General features: G+C 49.6%; 16 protein-coding genes. 11 read left to right on the top strand and 5 right to left on the bottom strand.

Features of this window, described 5'->3' with window-relative positions; genetic code table 11:
- Position 1: 1 nt before the first annotated feature.
- Positions 2-148, top strand: coding sequence for a FeoB-associated Cys-rich membrane protein (locus GT3570_RS17940; protein WP_014195950.1), 147 nt, complete (start codon positions 2-4; stop codon positions 146-148).
- A 113-nt stretch (positions 149-261) separates the two neighbouring features.
- On the top strand, positions 262-453 hold the full coding sequence (locus GT3570_RS08815) for a hypothetical protein (RefSeq protein ID WP_014195948.1): 192 nt from the start codon (positions 262-264) through the stop codon (positions 451-453).
- 170 nt (positions 454-623) lie between these two features.
- Here GT3570_RS08815 and GT3570_RS08810 read toward each other — a convergent pair whose 3' ends face one another.
- Together GT3570_RS08810 and GT3570_RS08805 are read right to left on the bottom strand one after the other, a co-directional pair.
- Positions 624-1,046, bottom strand: coding sequence for a type II toxin-antitoxin system death-on-curing family toxin (locus tag GT3570_RS08810; RefSeq protein ID WP_062898641.1), 423 nt, complete (start codon positions 1,044-1,046; stop codon positions 624-626).
- Positions 1,047-1,066: 20 nt separating this feature from the next.
- Complete coding sequence (locus GT3570_RS08805; RefSeq protein WP_014195946.1) at positions 1,067-1,348, bottom strand: AbrB/MazE/SpoVT family DNA-binding domain-containing protein; 282 nt, start codon at positions 1,346-1,348, stop codon at positions 1,067-1,069.
- Positions 1,349-1,539: 191 nt separating this feature from the next.
- Between GT3570_RS08805 and GT3570_RS18445 the strand changes: the two genes are divergently transcribed.
- From GT3570_RS18445 to GT3570_RS08770, 8 genes are all read left to right on the top strand, one after another.
- Complete coding sequence (locus tag GT3570_RS18445) at positions 1,540-1,734, top strand: hypothetical protein (RefSeq protein ID WP_023634432.1); 195 nt, start codon at positions 1,540-1,542, stop codon at positions 1,732-1,734.
- A 401-nt stretch (positions 1,735-2,135) separates the two neighbouring features.
- Complete coding sequence (locus GT3570_RS08800) at positions 2,136-2,732, top strand: DUF5317 domain-containing protein (RefSeq protein ID WP_015374932.1); 597 nt, start codon at positions 2,136-2,138, stop codon at positions 2,730-2,732.
- A gap of 242 nt (positions 2,733-2,974) precedes the next feature.
- The gene (locus tag GT3570_RS08795) at positions 2,975-4,801 is read left to right on the top strand and encodes a bifunctional diguanylate cyclase/phosphohydrolase (protein ID WP_062898640.1); all 1,827 of its coding nucleotides are present in this window, start codon (positions 2,975-2,977) and stop codon (positions 4,799-4,801) included.
- A gap of 335 nt (positions 4,802-5,136) precedes the next feature.
- Positions 5,137-5,889: a DeoR/GlpR family DNA-binding transcription regulator gene (locus GT3570_RS08790; protein ID WP_020278815.1), complete on the top strand. Its 753-nt coding sequence runs from the start codon at positions 5,137-5,139 to the stop codon at positions 5,887-5,889.
- Positions 5,886-6,797 (top strand): 1-phosphofructokinase, encoded by a 912-nt coding sequence (gene pfkB, locus GT3570_RS08785; RefSeq protein ID WP_014195938.1) that lies wholly within the window; start codon positions 5,886-5,888, stop codon positions 6,795-6,797. Before GT3570_RS08790 ends, pfkB begins: the two co-directional genes overlap by 4 nt.
- Positions 6,798-6,821: 24 nt before the next feature.
- On the top strand, positions 6,822-8,693 hold the full coding sequence (locus tag GT3570_RS08780; protein WP_020278816.1) for a PTS fructose transporter subunit IIABC: 1,872 nt from the start codon (positions 6,822-6,824) through the stop codon (positions 8,691-8,693).
- Between the two features lie 132 nt (positions 8,694-8,825).
- On the top strand, positions 8,826-9,692 hold the full coding sequence (locus GT3570_RS08775) for a permease (protein ID WP_062898639.1): 867 nt from the start codon (positions 8,826-8,828) through the stop codon (positions 9,690-9,692).
- Between the two features lie 15 nt (positions 9,693-9,707).
- Positions 9,708-10,556 carry a TIGR03943 family putative permease subunit gene (locus GT3570_RS08770; protein ID WP_014195935.1) on the top strand — a complete coding sequence of 283 codons (849 nt, stop codon included), beginning with the start codon at positions 9,708-9,710 and terminating at the stop codon, positions 10,554-10,556.
- A 43-nt stretch (positions 10,557-10,599) separates the two neighbouring features.
- Here GT3570_RS08770 and GT3570_RS08765 read toward each other — a convergent pair whose 3' ends face one another.
- Positions 10,600-11,607, bottom strand: coding sequence for an MBL fold metallo-hydrolase (locus GT3570_RS08765; RefSeq protein ID WP_014195934.1), 1,008 nt, complete (start codon positions 11,605-11,607; stop codon positions 10,600-10,602).
- 90 nt (positions 11,608-11,697) lie between these two features.
- Between GT3570_RS08765 and GT3570_RS08760 the strand changes: the two genes are divergently transcribed.
- Positions 11,698-12,099, top strand: a complete 402-nt coding sequence (locus GT3570_RS08760) for a secondary thiamine-phosphate synthase enzyme YjbQ (RefSeq protein WP_014195933.1) — start codon at positions 11,698-11,700, stop codon at positions 12,097-12,099.
- 126 nt (positions 12,100-12,225) lie between these two features.
- On the opposite strand, the gene map is transcribed toward GT3570_RS08760, so the two are convergent.
- Together map and GT3570_RS08750 are read right to left on the bottom strand one after the other, a co-directional pair.
- A complete protein-coding gene (gene map / locus GT3570_RS08755) occupies positions 12,226-12,975 on the bottom strand; it encodes a type I methionyl aminopeptidase (protein WP_033011269.1) in 750 nt (249 codons plus the stop codon).
- 262 nt (positions 12,976-13,237) lie between these two features.
- The gene (locus GT3570_RS08750; RefSeq protein ID WP_014195931.1) at positions 13,238-14,542 is read right to left on the bottom strand and encodes an ATP-binding protein; all 1,305 of its coding nucleotides are present in this window, start codon (positions 14,540-14,542) and stop codon (positions 13,238-13,240) included.
- Positions 14,543-14,807: the final 265 nt, after the last annotated feature.

Genomic DNA, 14,807 nt, shown 5'->3' with positions numbered 1-14,807 from the left:
GATGATCGCGAATCTTGTGATCGGCGGAGCGATTTTTGCCTACGCCGGCTGGACGCTGGTTCGCCACGTGAAAAAAAGCGCCAAAGGGGCGTGCGCGTCATGCCATGCGGCTGACCATTGCCGAGGCAGCTGCGGGACGGAGAGGTAACCCGTTCAAGACGAACGGATTCCTGACGATGATCGGAATCCGTTTTTCTCATTTTCCGACGAAAGACTTTCGCTTCCATGTTGTAGGATAGCCAAAAAATAAGCGGGGATACAATGGGCAAACTTTCGTTTCAACGGGATCTGGAGGACAAAAGATCAGGCCGCCCTTTGTTTTGGCTGTTGGGTGTTGTTGCCTCAATGATGGCCGAAACACCGGGGGTAGAAAGCTTTTTTCGTTCAACCGTTGAAACTCAAGGGAAGACCGTGAGTGTGGAGGATAAACTTTTGACAATACCTAAAAATTGAGGATAGCGAAAAGGCGGCTTTGGATCAAGGTTCGCACAGTTGTGTAAAAACAAAGCAGCAAAAAACGATGTTGTTGTCCTGTCATCCAAGTTTACTGGGTTGGCGATGGAATTTTACGCAATAATTGAACTTGACCCGGCTTTGGCCCGCTCTTTTCCTCACTCTTTTCCTCATTCTTTTCGTTTTTGGATGGGACGGATGTAACTCTCTAATTCGTGGGCAAGATGCTGGATGCAATCATTTCCCCGGAACTTGGCATCCTCGACAAGGTACACCGTGAAATCTTCCGCTTCTTTATTGGTCATAGTGAACTCATATCCATTCAAATCAAGGAACGTGACGAATACGGTTAAAGCCGTCCGCTTATTGCCGTTGTGGAAAATATGACCTGTCGCGATGGAATGGTAATAGCAGCAAGCCTTTTCAATAATCGAAGGGAACTGTTCCTCCCCGAACAATTTCGTTTTCGGTCTTTCCAACATCCACGCGAATTTATCGGGGAATTGGATCCCCGCTTGTTCTGCGTCGTCGTACATTTCTATGACCGTGTAATGGATAAATATGATTTCTTCCGCTGTCAAATAATAAACCATGTTTTCCTCCGGTTGCTCCTTTATCTATATTTCAAGTTGCGCAGCGCTTCGTCATATTTGGAGATCGCGCGGTTCATCGCCATCACGACTTCAGGACGGACTTCTTTTGGAATTCGGTTTGCGCGTTTCATCACGATTTCCCCTCGTTCCTTGTCGTAATATATTTCGATTTCATCGCCTTTATTTAGGTTTAGCATCGTGGCTAAATCTTTCGGGATGCTAACGGACAAACTATTCCCGACTTGGCTAATCCGACGTGTATACGTTTTGTCATTCTTGCTTCCCAACATTTCCGCGTCCATTTCTTTTTCATCTCCTTTCCATATAATGGGCAAAAAGGACGTTTTTATCCATAAAATTATTACTGTATAAACAATTATAACAATAATCTTCCGAAAAGCAATACGGAATAATAAAAAAGGGCTTTTTGTCTTTCAACGAGAAAAACGCATGCCGCATTTCTAGAATCGATGTCGTTAGGAGGGAAAGAGGAGTGCCGCATAAAGTGAGCTTGTACGGATATGCCGTCTGTGTGTTATGCCATGCCGGACATAGTGAGGTCGGAAGCGTCAAGCAGTGGAACATGAAACAGCCGCGTCACGGAACGGATCAACGACGGCTATCTTTATTATTGCTTGGGGGGGATTTAGTTGGTTTATCAAATATCTTTGTCTTGCAGAAGGAATGAGGGATATTCATTGTTGCGACGGACCATCCATTTATTATCTTGCGCGTGAAGCCAATCCACATAAGCTTGGAAGCGGAACGGTGAGATGAACGAGGATGGCTTGCTGGCTGTGGGCAGGCGCGCCCAAGAATCTCCTGCCGCTAAGTGTTTGCGCAGTCGGGGGATCATTCCATTGAGGGTAGGTTCTTTTTCACTATTCAATGGATATACATGACGCTGTTTTTGTCGTTTCTTGTTTCAAAGAATGACGAAAACGAAAAGAAGGAAACGATATTCATCAAAATTTGTTTGTAGTTAGGACGAACGGACTATTTACATGGAATGAAAAAAACGGTAAAAATAGAAGTGAGGACAGTAGTTTAGAAAAAAGAGAAAATTCTGTTTATCAAGGGGACAGCATTATGGTTTACGATGGAATCATTTTGTCGTTGTTGATCGGCTGGTTTCGCGGCGGAAGCCTGAAAGGGTTGGCCAACATGAAATTGCGCGGCGGTTGGTTGTTTCCGCTCTTGTTGGCGGTGCAGTTTATCGTCTTTTTCCTTCAAGAACGCATCGAGTGGATCGCCAAAATGAGCAACGTTATTTTTCTTCTCGTCTATATCACAGGACTCGCATTTCTGTGGCTCAACCGCCATCAGCCGGGGTTTCCGGTCATCTTCGCCGGCGTCTTGCTTAACTTTATCGTCATGGCCGTAAACGGCGGACGGATGCCGGTCTCGATCGAAGCCGCCCAATTTCTCGGCCGCGAATACATCGAAGCGTTAAAAGCCGGTCTGTACGGCAAGCACCAGGCGATCACATCGGATACGCTTCTGCCGTTTCTTGGCGACATCATCCCGCTGTCTCCGCCGTACCCGCGCCAACAAGTCATCAGCATCGGCGACGTTGTGATGAACGTAGGGGCGTTCTTGTTCATCCAGCATCTGATGCTCAGTGCACCGCGCCATGGGGCAGACGATGCTGAGAAAGAAACAACGGCCGCTCCTGCGAATCAATAAACTAATTTTTAAGGGGGAAAAGGACATGAAATTCAAAGTAAAACAAGTATTGATCAATTTGTTCATCCTTGGTTCGGTGATTGTGGCATTGACTTCTGGATTTAGACTGATTGAATAGTTGTGGCTTTTCTGCAAGATTTGATTCAAGATGTTTTCAACACTTGATTAAGAAAATGATTTCATGTATTGCGTCTCTTTTTAGTCTTATTAATCGAATTTTATTCACATGAGAGTGGTTATATATGGCGTTGAATTTTAAAGAAACAGAAAAAATTTATATTATCATAATTTCATTTTTAGGTTTGTCCAGCTTTTGGATTAATCTTGATTTCTTTGCTCAATCCCTTTGGGATTGGGTTTTAATTTATATGTTAGTTGGTTCCATTATTTTGTTGAATTTTTTTCCGATTAGTTCACCTCCTAAAGCTAATTCTTTCTCAATGGACTCATCTATTTATCTTGCTATTTTATTTTTATATGGCATTAGTTTTACTCTGAAAGTTTTGTTTATTTATAGTGTTGTGGAACTGTTTTACAGACGAAAAATGTCTTTTTGGAGACATTTATTTAATTTTTCAATGTATTGTTTGATGATATCAGGTGCCTATTATTCCTTTTTGTTTTTCCACGGAGAAATTGGAAAGATAAATTACTACAATCTCCTGCCTTATTTAGTTAGTTTACTGGTTTATTTCGGGATTAATGTTATTTTGATATTGCTTTTCTTTCTCTGCGTGGGTCAAATCTTTAAAGGGGCCCTAGAACTAGGAATTTTAAAAGAGGCATGTGTCAGCTATTCTATTACTCTATTACTTTCATTAGTTTTAGCTATTTTGTTATGGGAAGCAAAATACTTTGGGCTATTCTTACTGATTATTTTAGTGACATTGTTATCTTTTATCTTTAAAAAATTTTTGCAATTATACCAACTAGTCTCCAACCGCGCCAACAAAGACCACCTCACCGGTCTTTACAACCATGGTTTTTTCAAGGAAGCGCTCAAGGAGCAGTTTTCCGACTGCAAACTGCTTAAACAGCCGTTGGCATTGGCGTTCCTTGATCTAGACGATTTTAAAAAATACAATGACCGAAACGGCCATTTGCAAGGCGATCGTTTGTTGACTTTTTTCGGGAAACTACTGCAAAAAGCAGTCGAAGGGATGAACTTCACGGTCGCCCGCTATGGCGGAGAAGAGTTTGCCATTTTAATGCCCAACACGACGAAAGAAGACGCGTACGCGTTTTTAAACCGGTTGCGCAAAGAAGTGAACGATACATATTTTGAAGGCGTCGAGCATATTCCGTATCGTTGCCTGTCGTTTTCGTGCGGCATCGCCGAGATGGAAAAAGATATGTACGAAAGCGAGGAATTGATCCATCGCGCCGATCAAGCGCTGTATTACGCCAAGGCGCAAGGGAAAAACAACGTGCAGCTGTATGATAAGCACAATATGTGCTTGGATGAGATTAAGTTTAAGCAAGATTTGGAAGCGCTCGAGCAGCAAGTGAAATTTTTTCTTTCCAAAGATGTCTATACATACCGCCATAGCAAACGGGTGTTTAAATATGCGTTGGAGTTTGGCAGCCGTCTTGATGAGTTGACCGACCATGAACGGCAGACGCTCATTTTAGGGGCGCTCATCCATGACATTGGCAAAATTGAAGTGCCGCGCGATATTTTAAATAAGCGGGGAAAGTTGGAGAAGCATGAATGGGAGATCATTAAAAAGCACGTAACGTGGGGACGCGAGATTGTGGCGGCGGAGAAGCGGTTTGATGATTTGCTTCCGCTTGTCGAGCTGCACCACGAACGATATGATGGGAAAGGGTATCCGTACGGGCTGAAAGGGGAAGAAATCCCGAAACTGGCCCGCATTTTGTGTATTATCGATTCGTTTGACGCCATGACAACCGAGCGGCCGTACCAGCCGACGAAAACGTTTGAAGAGGCGCTTGAGGAAATCGAGCGCTGCGCAGGAACGCAGTTTGATCCGGTGTATGCGGCGAAGTTTATCGCGTTTGTGCGGAAGCATTATTTGCCGCTTGCCGAGATGGAGCAACTGAATTAAGTGAAAGAAGGCACTTGCCGATGGCAAGTGTTTTTATTTTTGGCTTTCCGTGAAAATCCTGCGCCGGCAAGCGGTGATTTTCAATCCCCGGGTGGAGGGCAAACCATTGCCCATGGACCTTTCTGTGAAAAATCAAGCGTCGGTGGGCTGTGACGTTCATGTGCTGGGAGTAGAGAGGAACATTTACTTATGGATGAGATTTTGATCGATTTTGATTGATTGAATTATTTATTTGATTTATATTGATAGAAAATGAATGTTTTTGATTGATTTTTTCACTATCTTGGGATATGATAGAGTTGTAAGCGATATCCCCGATGATCGGAGGTGGGAGTGTGCTGACAGAAGAACGTCACCGCCTCATTTTGGACCTGTTGGCGCAAAAAGGAGTCATCAAGCTGCAAGAGCTCGTGGAGGCGACTGGGGCGTCGGAGTCGACGATTCGCCGCGATTTGACGCAGCTTGAAACCGAAAAGAAACTGCGCCGTGTGCACGGCGGGGCGGCCTTGTTGCAGCAGAAGCGCGAAGAGTTAAGCGTATCGGAAAAGTCGTTGAAATATATCGAAGAAAAGCGGCGGATTGCCGCGTATGCGGCCAGTTTGGTCCAAAAAGGAAACTGCATTTATTTAGATGCGGGAACGACAACGTGGGAAATGATTCCACATTTAGCTGACAAAGAGGTCATCGTTGTCACGAACGGCGTGATGCATGTCGAGCGGTTGCTTGAGCACAATGTGGCGACGTATTTGATCGGCGGCATGATCAAGCCGAAAACGAAGGCGTTGATCGGGCGCGGCGCCATCGAGTCGCTGCGGCAGTATCGCTTTGACCAATGCTTCATCGGCGCCAACGGCGTTCATTACGACTATGGTTATACGACGCCGGATCCGGAAGAAGCGCTGGTGAAATATACGGCGATGCAGCTGGCGCAACGCGCGTATGTGCTTGCTGACCATTCGAAGTTGAATGAAAGCGCGTTTGCGAAAATTGCTGATTTGCATGAAGCGGTGTTGATCACCGATGAATTGGATGAAGAGTGGAAAGATTTGTATCGAACAAAAACAACAGTAGAGGTTGTGGCTCCGTGATTTACACATGCACGTTGAATCCATCTGTTGATTATATCGTTCACCTCGATGAGCTGCATGTTGGTGAACTGAATCGTTCGGTGAAAACGTTCACATTTCCGGGCGGGAAAGGGATCAATGTATCGCGCGTGTTGAAGCGTTTGGATGTTGACAGCACGGCGCTTGGATTTGTCGGGGGATTTACCGGCGGGTTCATTGAAAGCGAGCTTCGGAAAGAAGGCATTGCCTGCGATTTTGTTCATGTCCCAGGGCAAACGCGCATTAACGTCAAACTGAAAGCTGGGCGGGAGACGGAAATTAACGGTGAAGGCCCGATGATTGCCGATGACGATGCAACGCAATTGATAGCGAAAATCGGAGCGCTTTCGGCCGGTGATGTGCTTGTGCTCGCCGGAAGCGCGCCGATGTCGCTGTCGGCGGACATGTACGAGCGATTGGCGGCTCGAGCGGTGAAACGGCGTGTTCGTCTTGTTGTCGATACGAGCGGTCCGGCGCTCGAGGCGCTGCTCGCCTGCCGGCCGTTTCTTGCCAAGCCGAACCACCATGAGCTGGCCGAACTGTTTGGCGCCGCTGTGCTGACGAAAGAAGACATCATCCTCTATGGCCGCCGGTTGGTTGAAAGAGGAGTAGAGCATCTCATCGTCTCGATGGGCGGCGCGGGGGCGTTTTACTTCGGCCGGGAAGCAACGCTGTTTGCCGAAGCGCCAAAAGGAACGGTGAAAAATTCGGTCGGGGCGGGTGATTCGATGGTCGCTGGGTTTTTAGCCGCCCATACGAGCGGAAAACCGATCGAGGAAGCGTTCGCTTACAGTGTCGCCGCCGGAAGCGCGACCGCGTTTTCGGAAGATTTATGCACGAAAGAGGAAGTCGAAGCGCTCGTCGACCGCGTCCGCGTCGTGCGTTTATAGGAGGAAATCAAGGGGGGCGTACAGATGAACGTCACGGATTTGTTAACAAAGGAAACGATGATTCTTGAACTTCGGGCAAAGACAAAAGAGGAAGTGATTGATGAATTGGCCGCGAAACTCGCCGAGGCGGGGGCGGTCAGCGATGTGGAGGCGTTCAAACGAGCGATTTGGGCGCGCGAACAACAAAGCACGACCGGCGTTGGAGATGGCGTTGCCATTCCGCACGCCAAAACGGCGGCGGTCAAGCGCCCGGCGGTGGCGTTTGGCCGTTCGACCGCCGGGATTGATTACGAGTCGCTGGACGGCCAGCCAAGCCATTTGTTTTTCATGATTGCGGCCCCGGAAGGCGGGGAACAGACGCATTTGCAGGCGTTGGCGAAACTATCGTCGCTGTTGATGGATGCCTCGTTCCGCACCCGGTTGGAGCGTGCTTCGGATGAAGAGGAGATCCTCCGTTTGTTCAAAGAGAAAGAGAACAAAAGGGAAGAACCGTCTCTGCAAGGCGCCCCATCTGGCGGCCGACGGAAAGTGCTGGCGGTGACCGCTTGTCCGACAGGAATCGCTCATACGTATATGGCCGCTGATGCACTGAAAGCGAAAGCGGCGGAAATGGGGGTGGCGATCAAAGTCGAGACAAACGGCTCCGATGGAGTGAAAAACGCTCTGACGGCGCAGGAGATTGAAGAGGCAACGGCGATCATTGTCGCAGCCGATAAACAAGTCGAAATGGACCGCTTCAACGGCAAACACGTCATTCAAGTGCCAGTCGCCCAGGCGATTCGTCAGCCGGAGAAGCTGATCGAGCAGGCGTTGCGCCAAGATGCACCGATTTATCGGGCGAGCAGCACGGCGCGAGGCAGCGCGGGAGCGGCGAAGCCGCGCACCGGTTTTTACAAGCATTTGATGAACGGTGTATCGAATATGCTTCCGTTTGTCGTCGGCGGCGGGATTTTGATTGCGCTTTCCTTCACCTTCGGCATTAAAGCGTTTGATCCGAAAGATCCGTCGTATCATCCGTTTGCCAAACTGTTAATGGACATTGGCGGCGGCAATGCGTTTGCGTTAATGGTTCCTGTGCTGGCTGCATTCATCGCCATGAGCATTGCCGACCGGCCGGGGTTTGCGCCGGGGATGGTCGGCGGTTTTCTGGCGGCGAACGGCGGGGCGGGTTTCTTGGGCGGATTGATCGCTGGCTTTCTGGCCGGGTATTTGGTCGTCGGGCTGCGCAAACTGTTCAGCCGCTTGCCGCAGTCGCTTGAGGGGATTAAACCGGTGCTGCTCTATCCGGTATTCGGCATTTTCCTCACCGGCGTCATTATGATGTATGTGGTCATCGATCCTGTCAAGGCGTTGAATGAAGGGCTGAAACATTGGCTTTCCGGCATGGGAACCGCCAACTTAGTGCTGCTTGGCGCGGTGTTGGGCGGCATGATGGCGGTCGATATGGGCGGACCAATCAACAAAGCGGCGTATACGTTTGGCCTGGCGATGATTGAAGCTGGCAACTTTGCGCCGCATGCAGCGATTATGGCTGGCGGGATGGTGCCGCCGCTCGGATTGGCGCTGGCGACAACGTTCTTTAAAAAGAAATTCACGAAAGCCGAGCGGGAAGCCGGAAAAACGTGCTATATCATGGGCGCTTCGTTCATTACCGAAGGGGCGATTCCGTTTGCCGCGGCTGACCCGGTGCGGGTCATTCCATCGATTATCGTCGGATCGGCTGTTGCGGGAGCGTTGACGATGTGGTTCCATATCGGGCTGCCGGCGCCGCACGGAGGGATTTTCGTCATCCCGATCGTCAAAGGCAGTGCATGGCTTTATATCTTGGCTATTTTGATTGGTTCCATCGTAACCGCATTGATGGTCGGGTTGTGGAAAAAAGAAGTGGAAGAATAATAGAAGAAGAGGCGTTTCGCCAAAGGCGGAGCGCCTTTTTTGTTATGGAGTTTGCTATTTTTCTTACCAAATTTTCATGACAATGGTCATTTATCATGATAAAATGAACGGTTGTAAATGAGAGGAGAACCCATGATGAACACATTCTTGCAGCTGAATACGATTTTTATCAGCATATTGATTGAATCATTGCCGTTCGTTGTGCTCGGGGTGTTTGTTTCCGGAGTCATTCAAATGTTTGTCAGTGAAGAGGCCGTACAACGGTGGATACCGAAAAACCGCCTTTTGGCCATTGTTTATGCCACATTGCTTGGGGTGTTTTTCCCTTCATGCGAATGCAGCATCGTGCCGATCACTCGGCGGCTCGTCGCTAAAGGGGTGCCGCTTTACGCGGCCGTGCCGTTTATGTTAACGGCGCCCGTCATCAATCCGGTTGTGCTGTTTTCGACGTATATCGCTTTCGGAAGCAGTTGGACGATGGTATTGTGTCGGGCGCTGTTCGCTTGCGCTGTCGCCGTCGCTGTCGGTGTCGTGATGGCGATTCGGCATGAAGGCAGCGAGTTGCGCCATGAACGGCGCGAGATGCCGATGATGCCCCGTACTTGGAAAGAGAAAATCGTTGGCACCCTGCGCCATACGATCGATGAATTTTTTGCGACCGGGAAGTATTTGATCATTGGGGCGTTCATTGCTTCGGCGATGCAAACGTATGTGAAAACGTCGGCGCTTGTGGCGATCGGCAATGGGAAAGTGGCGGCCTCTTTGGTCATGATGGCGCTCGCCTTCGTGCTGTCGCTCTGTTCCGAGGCGGACGCATTTATCGCCTCGTCGTTTCAAAGCACATTTCCGTTTCACGCGCTGGCAGCGTTTCTCGTTTACGGGCCGATGCTCGATGTGAAAAATACGCTCATGTTGTTTCAGTCATTCCGAGCCCGGTTTGTGTGGAAACTGATTTCCTATATCACGTTGTTTGTGTTTGCCGGATCGCTATTGATCTAGCAAGGAGGTGGCGGCATGATTCGCATGTATATTTTGCTTGGGTTTGCGTTTTTGTTTTTTCATTTATATATTACTGGAGAGTTGAGCAAATACATTAATATGCGGTATTCGTATATTTCGTTTAGTGCGATGTTTGTGTTTGCTTTTTTAACGATTGTGCAATTTGTGCTGGCAAGCCGCAACGAGGAACCGCGTGATCATGGGGAAGAGTGCTGTGGCCATCACCATCATGAGCCGTCCGCACGCTGGAAGCGGGTGGTAAATTACCTTATTTTTGTTTTTCCGCTGGCTTCCGCCTTCTTGTTTCCCGTTGCGACGCTGGATTCTGAAGTCGTAAAGGCGAAAGGGATTCATGTTCCTGGGATGGCGGCTGACGGCAGCGATCCGTTTGCCCAGCGGCAGTTTTTGCGTCCGGATACGAGCATGTATTATGGGCGGGACGATTATCAAAATGCCATGGAAAAAGAGCTGAAAAAATACGGTCGTCTTGCTCGCTTGGAGTTGAATGATCAAAACTATTTAAATGCCATGGAAACGATTTATCAGTTTCCCGGTGCATTCGCCGCCCGCGACATTGAATTCACCGGGTTTGTTTACCGTGAGGAAACGACGCGCGCCAATGAGGCGTTTCTCCTTCGCTTTGGAATCATTCATTGTGTTGCGGATTCAGGGGTGTACGGGCTGCTCCTTCAGTTTCCAAAGACGGTGCCGCTTCAAAATGATGAATGGATTCATGTGAAAGGTACGCTATCCACCATGTATTACCAGCCGTTTCATATGACGCTTCCGTATGTAAAAGTGACGTCATGGGAGAGGGTGGCCAAACCGAAGGAGCCGTACGTATACCGCCAATTCAATGAATAAGAGCGAGCCGCGGACTGGCTTGCTCTTTTGGATAAAGTTGCGCTCATTCCTTTTGCCGCGCTTGTTTCACCATGGTGATTGCGCTTGTTTGGCTGAACGAATTGTCGAATTGGGAAAGGGCCGTCAACGCTTGGGCGGCATCGATCACCTCGCCGAGCTTCAAGCAAAGCAAGCGCTCCTCTTCCAACCCGCGCCGCCGCCACTCGGTCCATAGACGGTCGAGCGCTTCTTTCGGCGTATCGTCCGCGAGGCGGAACGCCCCGTAATGCATCGGCACAAACAGCCGGGCGCGGCAGTCCAAAAACGCCTGCACCGCTTCTTCCGGTGTGGTGTGCTGCGGCCCCATGAACCATTCCGGTTCGTACGCGCCGATCGGCAAGAGCGCATAGTCGATGGAAAAGCGTTCGCCGATGTCGCGAAAGCCGCGGAAGTAGCCGCTGTCGCCAGCAAAATAAACCGTCGGTGCGTCGTCCGCTTCAATGACCCACCCGCCCCAGTGCGACGTATTCGTATCCCAAAGCGTTCGCCGCGTCCAATGTTGGGCGGGAACAAATGTGAGCGATACGCCGTGAAAGGAGGCCGTTTCCCACCATGACAGTTCGGTGACACGGCGATAGCCGCGGCGGCGGAACAAGCGGCCGAGCCCCTCGGGCACGAATATGTGCGGGTCACCGTGCAAACGGCGGAGGCTGCCGAAATGCAAATGGTCATAGTGGCCGTGGGAAATGAGCACAACGTCCACGGGCGGCATCTTGTCAAGCGGAACACCAGGAGCCGTCAAGCGTTTGGCCGCGCCCATCCAATTCGCCCAGACGGGATCGGTGACGATGGTGATGCCATGAAGTTGAACGACAAAGGTCGAATGGCCGACCCAGCAGAGCTGCGGCCGTCCGTTCGGCTTCTGAAGCCGCTCGTATTGAGGCGGTGAAACATGCGGCACGACGTAGGACAAATCTTTTTGTTTTTGTTTCCGCTCCCGCTGCCAGCGGCGGAAATCGGCCCATGTTTTGTGCGTCGAGACGCCGTCTAAGTTTTCATAGCGCTTGGCCAATGATTTCTCACTCCATTTTTTGTATTATATTATTTAGAGTAGCAAACCTTTTTTGCGAAGTACAAAATGTTTGCCCAGGTGGTGGAATGTATGCTTCGTTCGTTTACAATCCGCACGGCAAAGCGGGATGACATGATCGACATTACTTCATTCGTCGAGGAGACGGTGCGCCAGGCTAACGTGACGGAAGGGATCGCTGTCGTTTATTGTCCGCATACAACGGCTGGCATCACCATTAACGAAAACGCGGATCCAGATGTCAAGCGCGACATGATGCGCCGTTTTGATGAAACGTATCCGTGGGAGCATCCGCTTGACCGCCATATGGAAGGAAACACGGCCGCTCATATGAAAGCGAGCACGGTTGGCGCGTCGCAGCACGTCATTATTCACGAAGGCCGGCTGCTGCTTGGACGCTGGCAAGGTGTGTATTTTTGTGAATACGATGGTCCGCGCCAGCGGACGTTGTATGTGAAGGTGATCGAAGGTTAGCAACCATAATTTTATTATGTAAACAAAAGAAAAAGAATAAGGCGGAGAGACGATAGATAGGTTAGCAAGAAGTTTGGGCGAATTATGGATAACCCCCGGACAAAGTGTTTTGTCCGGGGGTTACCGTTACGCCGGCGTCGTTAAAATGAGCGGCCCGTTTTTTGTAATGGCGATCGTATGTTCATATTGCGCTGAATACGAGCCGTCGATCGTTCGCGCCGTCCAGCCGTTCGGATCCATTTTGCTTTGCCATGCCCCCATGTTGACCATCGGTTCGATCGTGATGACCATCCCTTCCTTTAAACGCATCCCTTTTCCTTTTTCACCGAAGTGGGGGACATACGGTTCTTCGTGAATCGTCGGGCCGATGCCGTGTCCGGTGAAATCGCGTACGACGGAAAAGCCGTGCGCTTCGACGTACGTTTGAATGGCGTGGCCGATGTCGCCGATCCGATTGCCGAGAACGGCTTGCTCGATTCCTTTATAGAGCGACTGCTCGGTGACGTTAAGCAGTTTTTGCACGTCTTTGCCGACGTCGCCGATGGCGTACGTCCAGGCGGAATCGGCGAGCGCTCCGCGCAAATTGACGACAAAATCGATCGTGACGATATCGCCTTCTTTCAGCGGCTCATTGCGCGGAAACCCGTGGCAAATTTCATCGTTAATGGAAGCGCATGTCGCATACGGATAGCCGCGGTATCCTTTTTGTTCCGGTTTGGCGCCGTATTTGGCCAAAAACGTTTCAACGAACCGGTCGATTTCCATCGTTGTGACGCCCGGTCCGATGCGTTTAGCGATCTCTTGATGACAGGCGGCCAAGAGTTTCCCCGCCTCGCGCATCAATTGAATTTCCCGTTCCGTTTTGACGTGAATCATGCAACTGTCTCCTTTTCCCTCGATGTGTTTCGCTTCGATAGTATTGTAGCAGAAACCGCTGTGATGTTAAACTAGGGCGATCCGTTCGCAACTGGGGATCTATTCCTGAATTTTACCCAAAAATAGTTTACTCATCTGTGCGAAGGGCGGCTAAAGGAAAAGATGCCCAGACCAAAAGAAAGGCACTTTGATGGCTGGGCATACAGGATATCGATATGTTGACCTTTGTTCACAAGAGCCCTTGCGGCCGGTCTTCGCTATATCATAAGGCGGCAAACAGCTGTTTTTCTTTATCAGAAATCGTTGAGGAAGAAGGAGACGGTGCGAGCGGCAAATAAATCGACACCGTCGTTCCTTTATGTATTTCGCTTTCGATGCGAATCGTTCCGTTCATCGATTCAATGATGCGGTAGACGACCATCATTCCGAGCCCCGTGCCTTTGACGCCTTTCGTCGTAAAATACGGTTCGCCAAGCCGTTCGAGCTGTTCTTTCGTCATGCCAACGCCGGTATCAGCGATGCGGATGAGCACACGTCCGTTGTCAATGGAGACGTATACTTGCAACGTCCCGCCGTTAGGCATCGCTTCGATGGCGTTTTTCATTACATTGAGCAAACATTGACGGAATTTTTCGCGCTCACCGATGACGGAAAATGGGGCAAGCGTCGCTTGAATATCGACGCAGCTCATATTGGCGAGCGGGCGGAGGATGTCAATGACTCGCTCGATTTCGAGCTTCACGTTCAGCTTTTCCGGCGTCTCGGGCGCCGGCTTGGCAAACGTCAAGTAATCGGTGATGATCGCTTCAGCTCGGTCAAGCTCCTCAATGGCGATGCGCGCATACTGGCGGCGTTTGTCGGCAGCGAGCGGCTGCTCTTCGATCAGTTGGATAAACCCACGCGCCGCGGTGAGTGGATTGCGAATTTCATGAGAGATGGAAGCAGCTAAATGGGTGACGGCTTCCATTTTCTCGGCGCGAATCACTCGTTTGCGCAGCGCGATGTTATGGTGCACCATTTCCTGAAACGAACAAACGATGAGCATGCTGATGGGCTGTACAAACAAAAAGATAAGCGCAACGGAAGGCGGAGGAGAAACCGCAGCAGCCATCCACTCCGCTATGGCGACGGTCAATAGGCCAGAGCCGAAGCTGAGCGATGCAGCGAACAGCGTGCGCTGTTTGGTTGGCAGCTCGACAAACCGTTTTGTCAATAAACTGCTTGTTGCAGCGATGGCGATGGAAACGACGACGGTGACGAAGACGCCAGCTCCGCCGAACAGCGAGCGGTAGGCGATCGCCGTAAACGCTAAAACCGTCGCCGCCCCCGCTCCGCCGTACAAACCGCCAAGCCACAGAGGAATTTGCCGCAAGTCGAAGATGAAATCGCTCTCTGTTCCGACCGGGAGGGTGATGCATAACATGATCACGACGGCGTAACAAATGGTCGGCAAATAAAGGCGGAATCGTTTTGGTCTCTTCTCCTGCTCCGTACAGAGGGGAACGAGGAACACCGGCAGAAGGATGAAAAACAAGTTGAGCAAAAAGTCTTTGAAAATATTCAGCATCGCGGCACCTTCTTTCCCATCGTCAAGCTGCATAACCAGAATTTCTACAAAAACTGCGAATATATTACATTGTAACTGGAAAACTGTCTGGATGTTAAGGTGAAATCGATAGCCTTTTTTTGCTATAAATCTCGTTTTTTCGACAAATATAGGTAAAAAGAACTATTTTGTTCTTGATAAAAAATACCCTTTATTTTTTTATATTATTCTATAATATTTTAATTGTATATATTTTCTATCAACCTTTTATTTGATATGGAGGGAT

Source organism: Geobacillus thermoleovorans, assembly GCF_001610955.1.
Taxonomy (GTDB): Bacteria; Bacillota; Bacilli; order Bacillales; family Anoxybacillaceae; genus Geobacillus; species Geobacillus thermoleovorans.
Note: the sequence above shows the minus strand (reverse complement) of the source record. Positions and strands in the feature narration are given on the sequence as shown.

What these genes read in the sequence shown, in the direction of transcription:
- GT3570_RS17940 (WP_014195950.1), top strand. Translation starts at nt 2, where the DNA reads ATGATCGCGAATCTTGTGATCGGCGGAGCGATTTTTGCCTACGCCGGC.
- GT3570_RS08815 (WP_014195948.1), top strand. Translation starts at nt 262, where the DNA reads ATGGGCAAACTTTCGTTTCAACGGGATCTGGAGGACAAAAGATCAGGC.
- GT3570_RS08810 (WP_062898641.1), bottom strand. Translation starts at nt 1,046, where the DNA reads ATGGTTTATTATTTGACAGCGGAAGAAATCATATTTATCCATTACACG.
- GT3570_RS08805 (WP_014195946.1), bottom strand. Translation starts at nt 1,348, where the DNA reads ATGGACGCGGAAATGTTGGGAAGCAAGAATGACAAAACGTATACACGT.
- GT3570_RS08800 (WP_015374932.1), top strand. Translation starts at nt 2,136, where the DNA reads ATGGTTTACGATGGAATCATTTTGTCGTTGTTGATCGGCTGGTTTCGC.
- GT3570_RS08795 (WP_062898640.1), top strand. Translation starts at nt 2,975, where the DNA reads ATGGCGTTGAATTTTAAAGAAACAGAAAAAATTTATATTATCATAATT.
- GT3570_RS08780 (WP_020278816.1), top strand. Translation starts at nt 6,822, where the DNA reads ATGAACGTCACGGATTTGTTAACAAAGGAAACGATGATTCTTGAACTT.
- GT3570_RS08775 (WP_062898639.1), top strand. Translation starts at nt 8,826, where the DNA reads ATGATGAACACATTCTTGCAGCTGAATACGATTTTTATCAGCATATTG.
- GT3570_RS08770 (WP_014195935.1), top strand. Translation starts at nt 9,708, where the DNA reads ATGATTCGCATGTATATTTTGCTTGGGTTTGCGTTTTTGTTTTTTCAT.
- GT3570_RS08760 (WP_014195933.1), top strand. Translation starts at nt 11,698, where the DNA reads ATGCTTCGTTCGTTTACAATCCGCACGGCAAAGCGGGATGACATGATC.
- map (WP_033011269.1), bottom strand. Translation starts at nt 12,975, where the DNA reads ATGATTCACGTCAAAACGGAACGGGAAATTCAATTGATGCGCGAGGCG.
- GT3570_RS08750 (WP_014195931.1), bottom strand. Translation starts at nt 14,542, where the DNA reads ATGCTGAATATTTTCAAAGACTTTTTGCTCAACTTGTTTTTCATCCTT.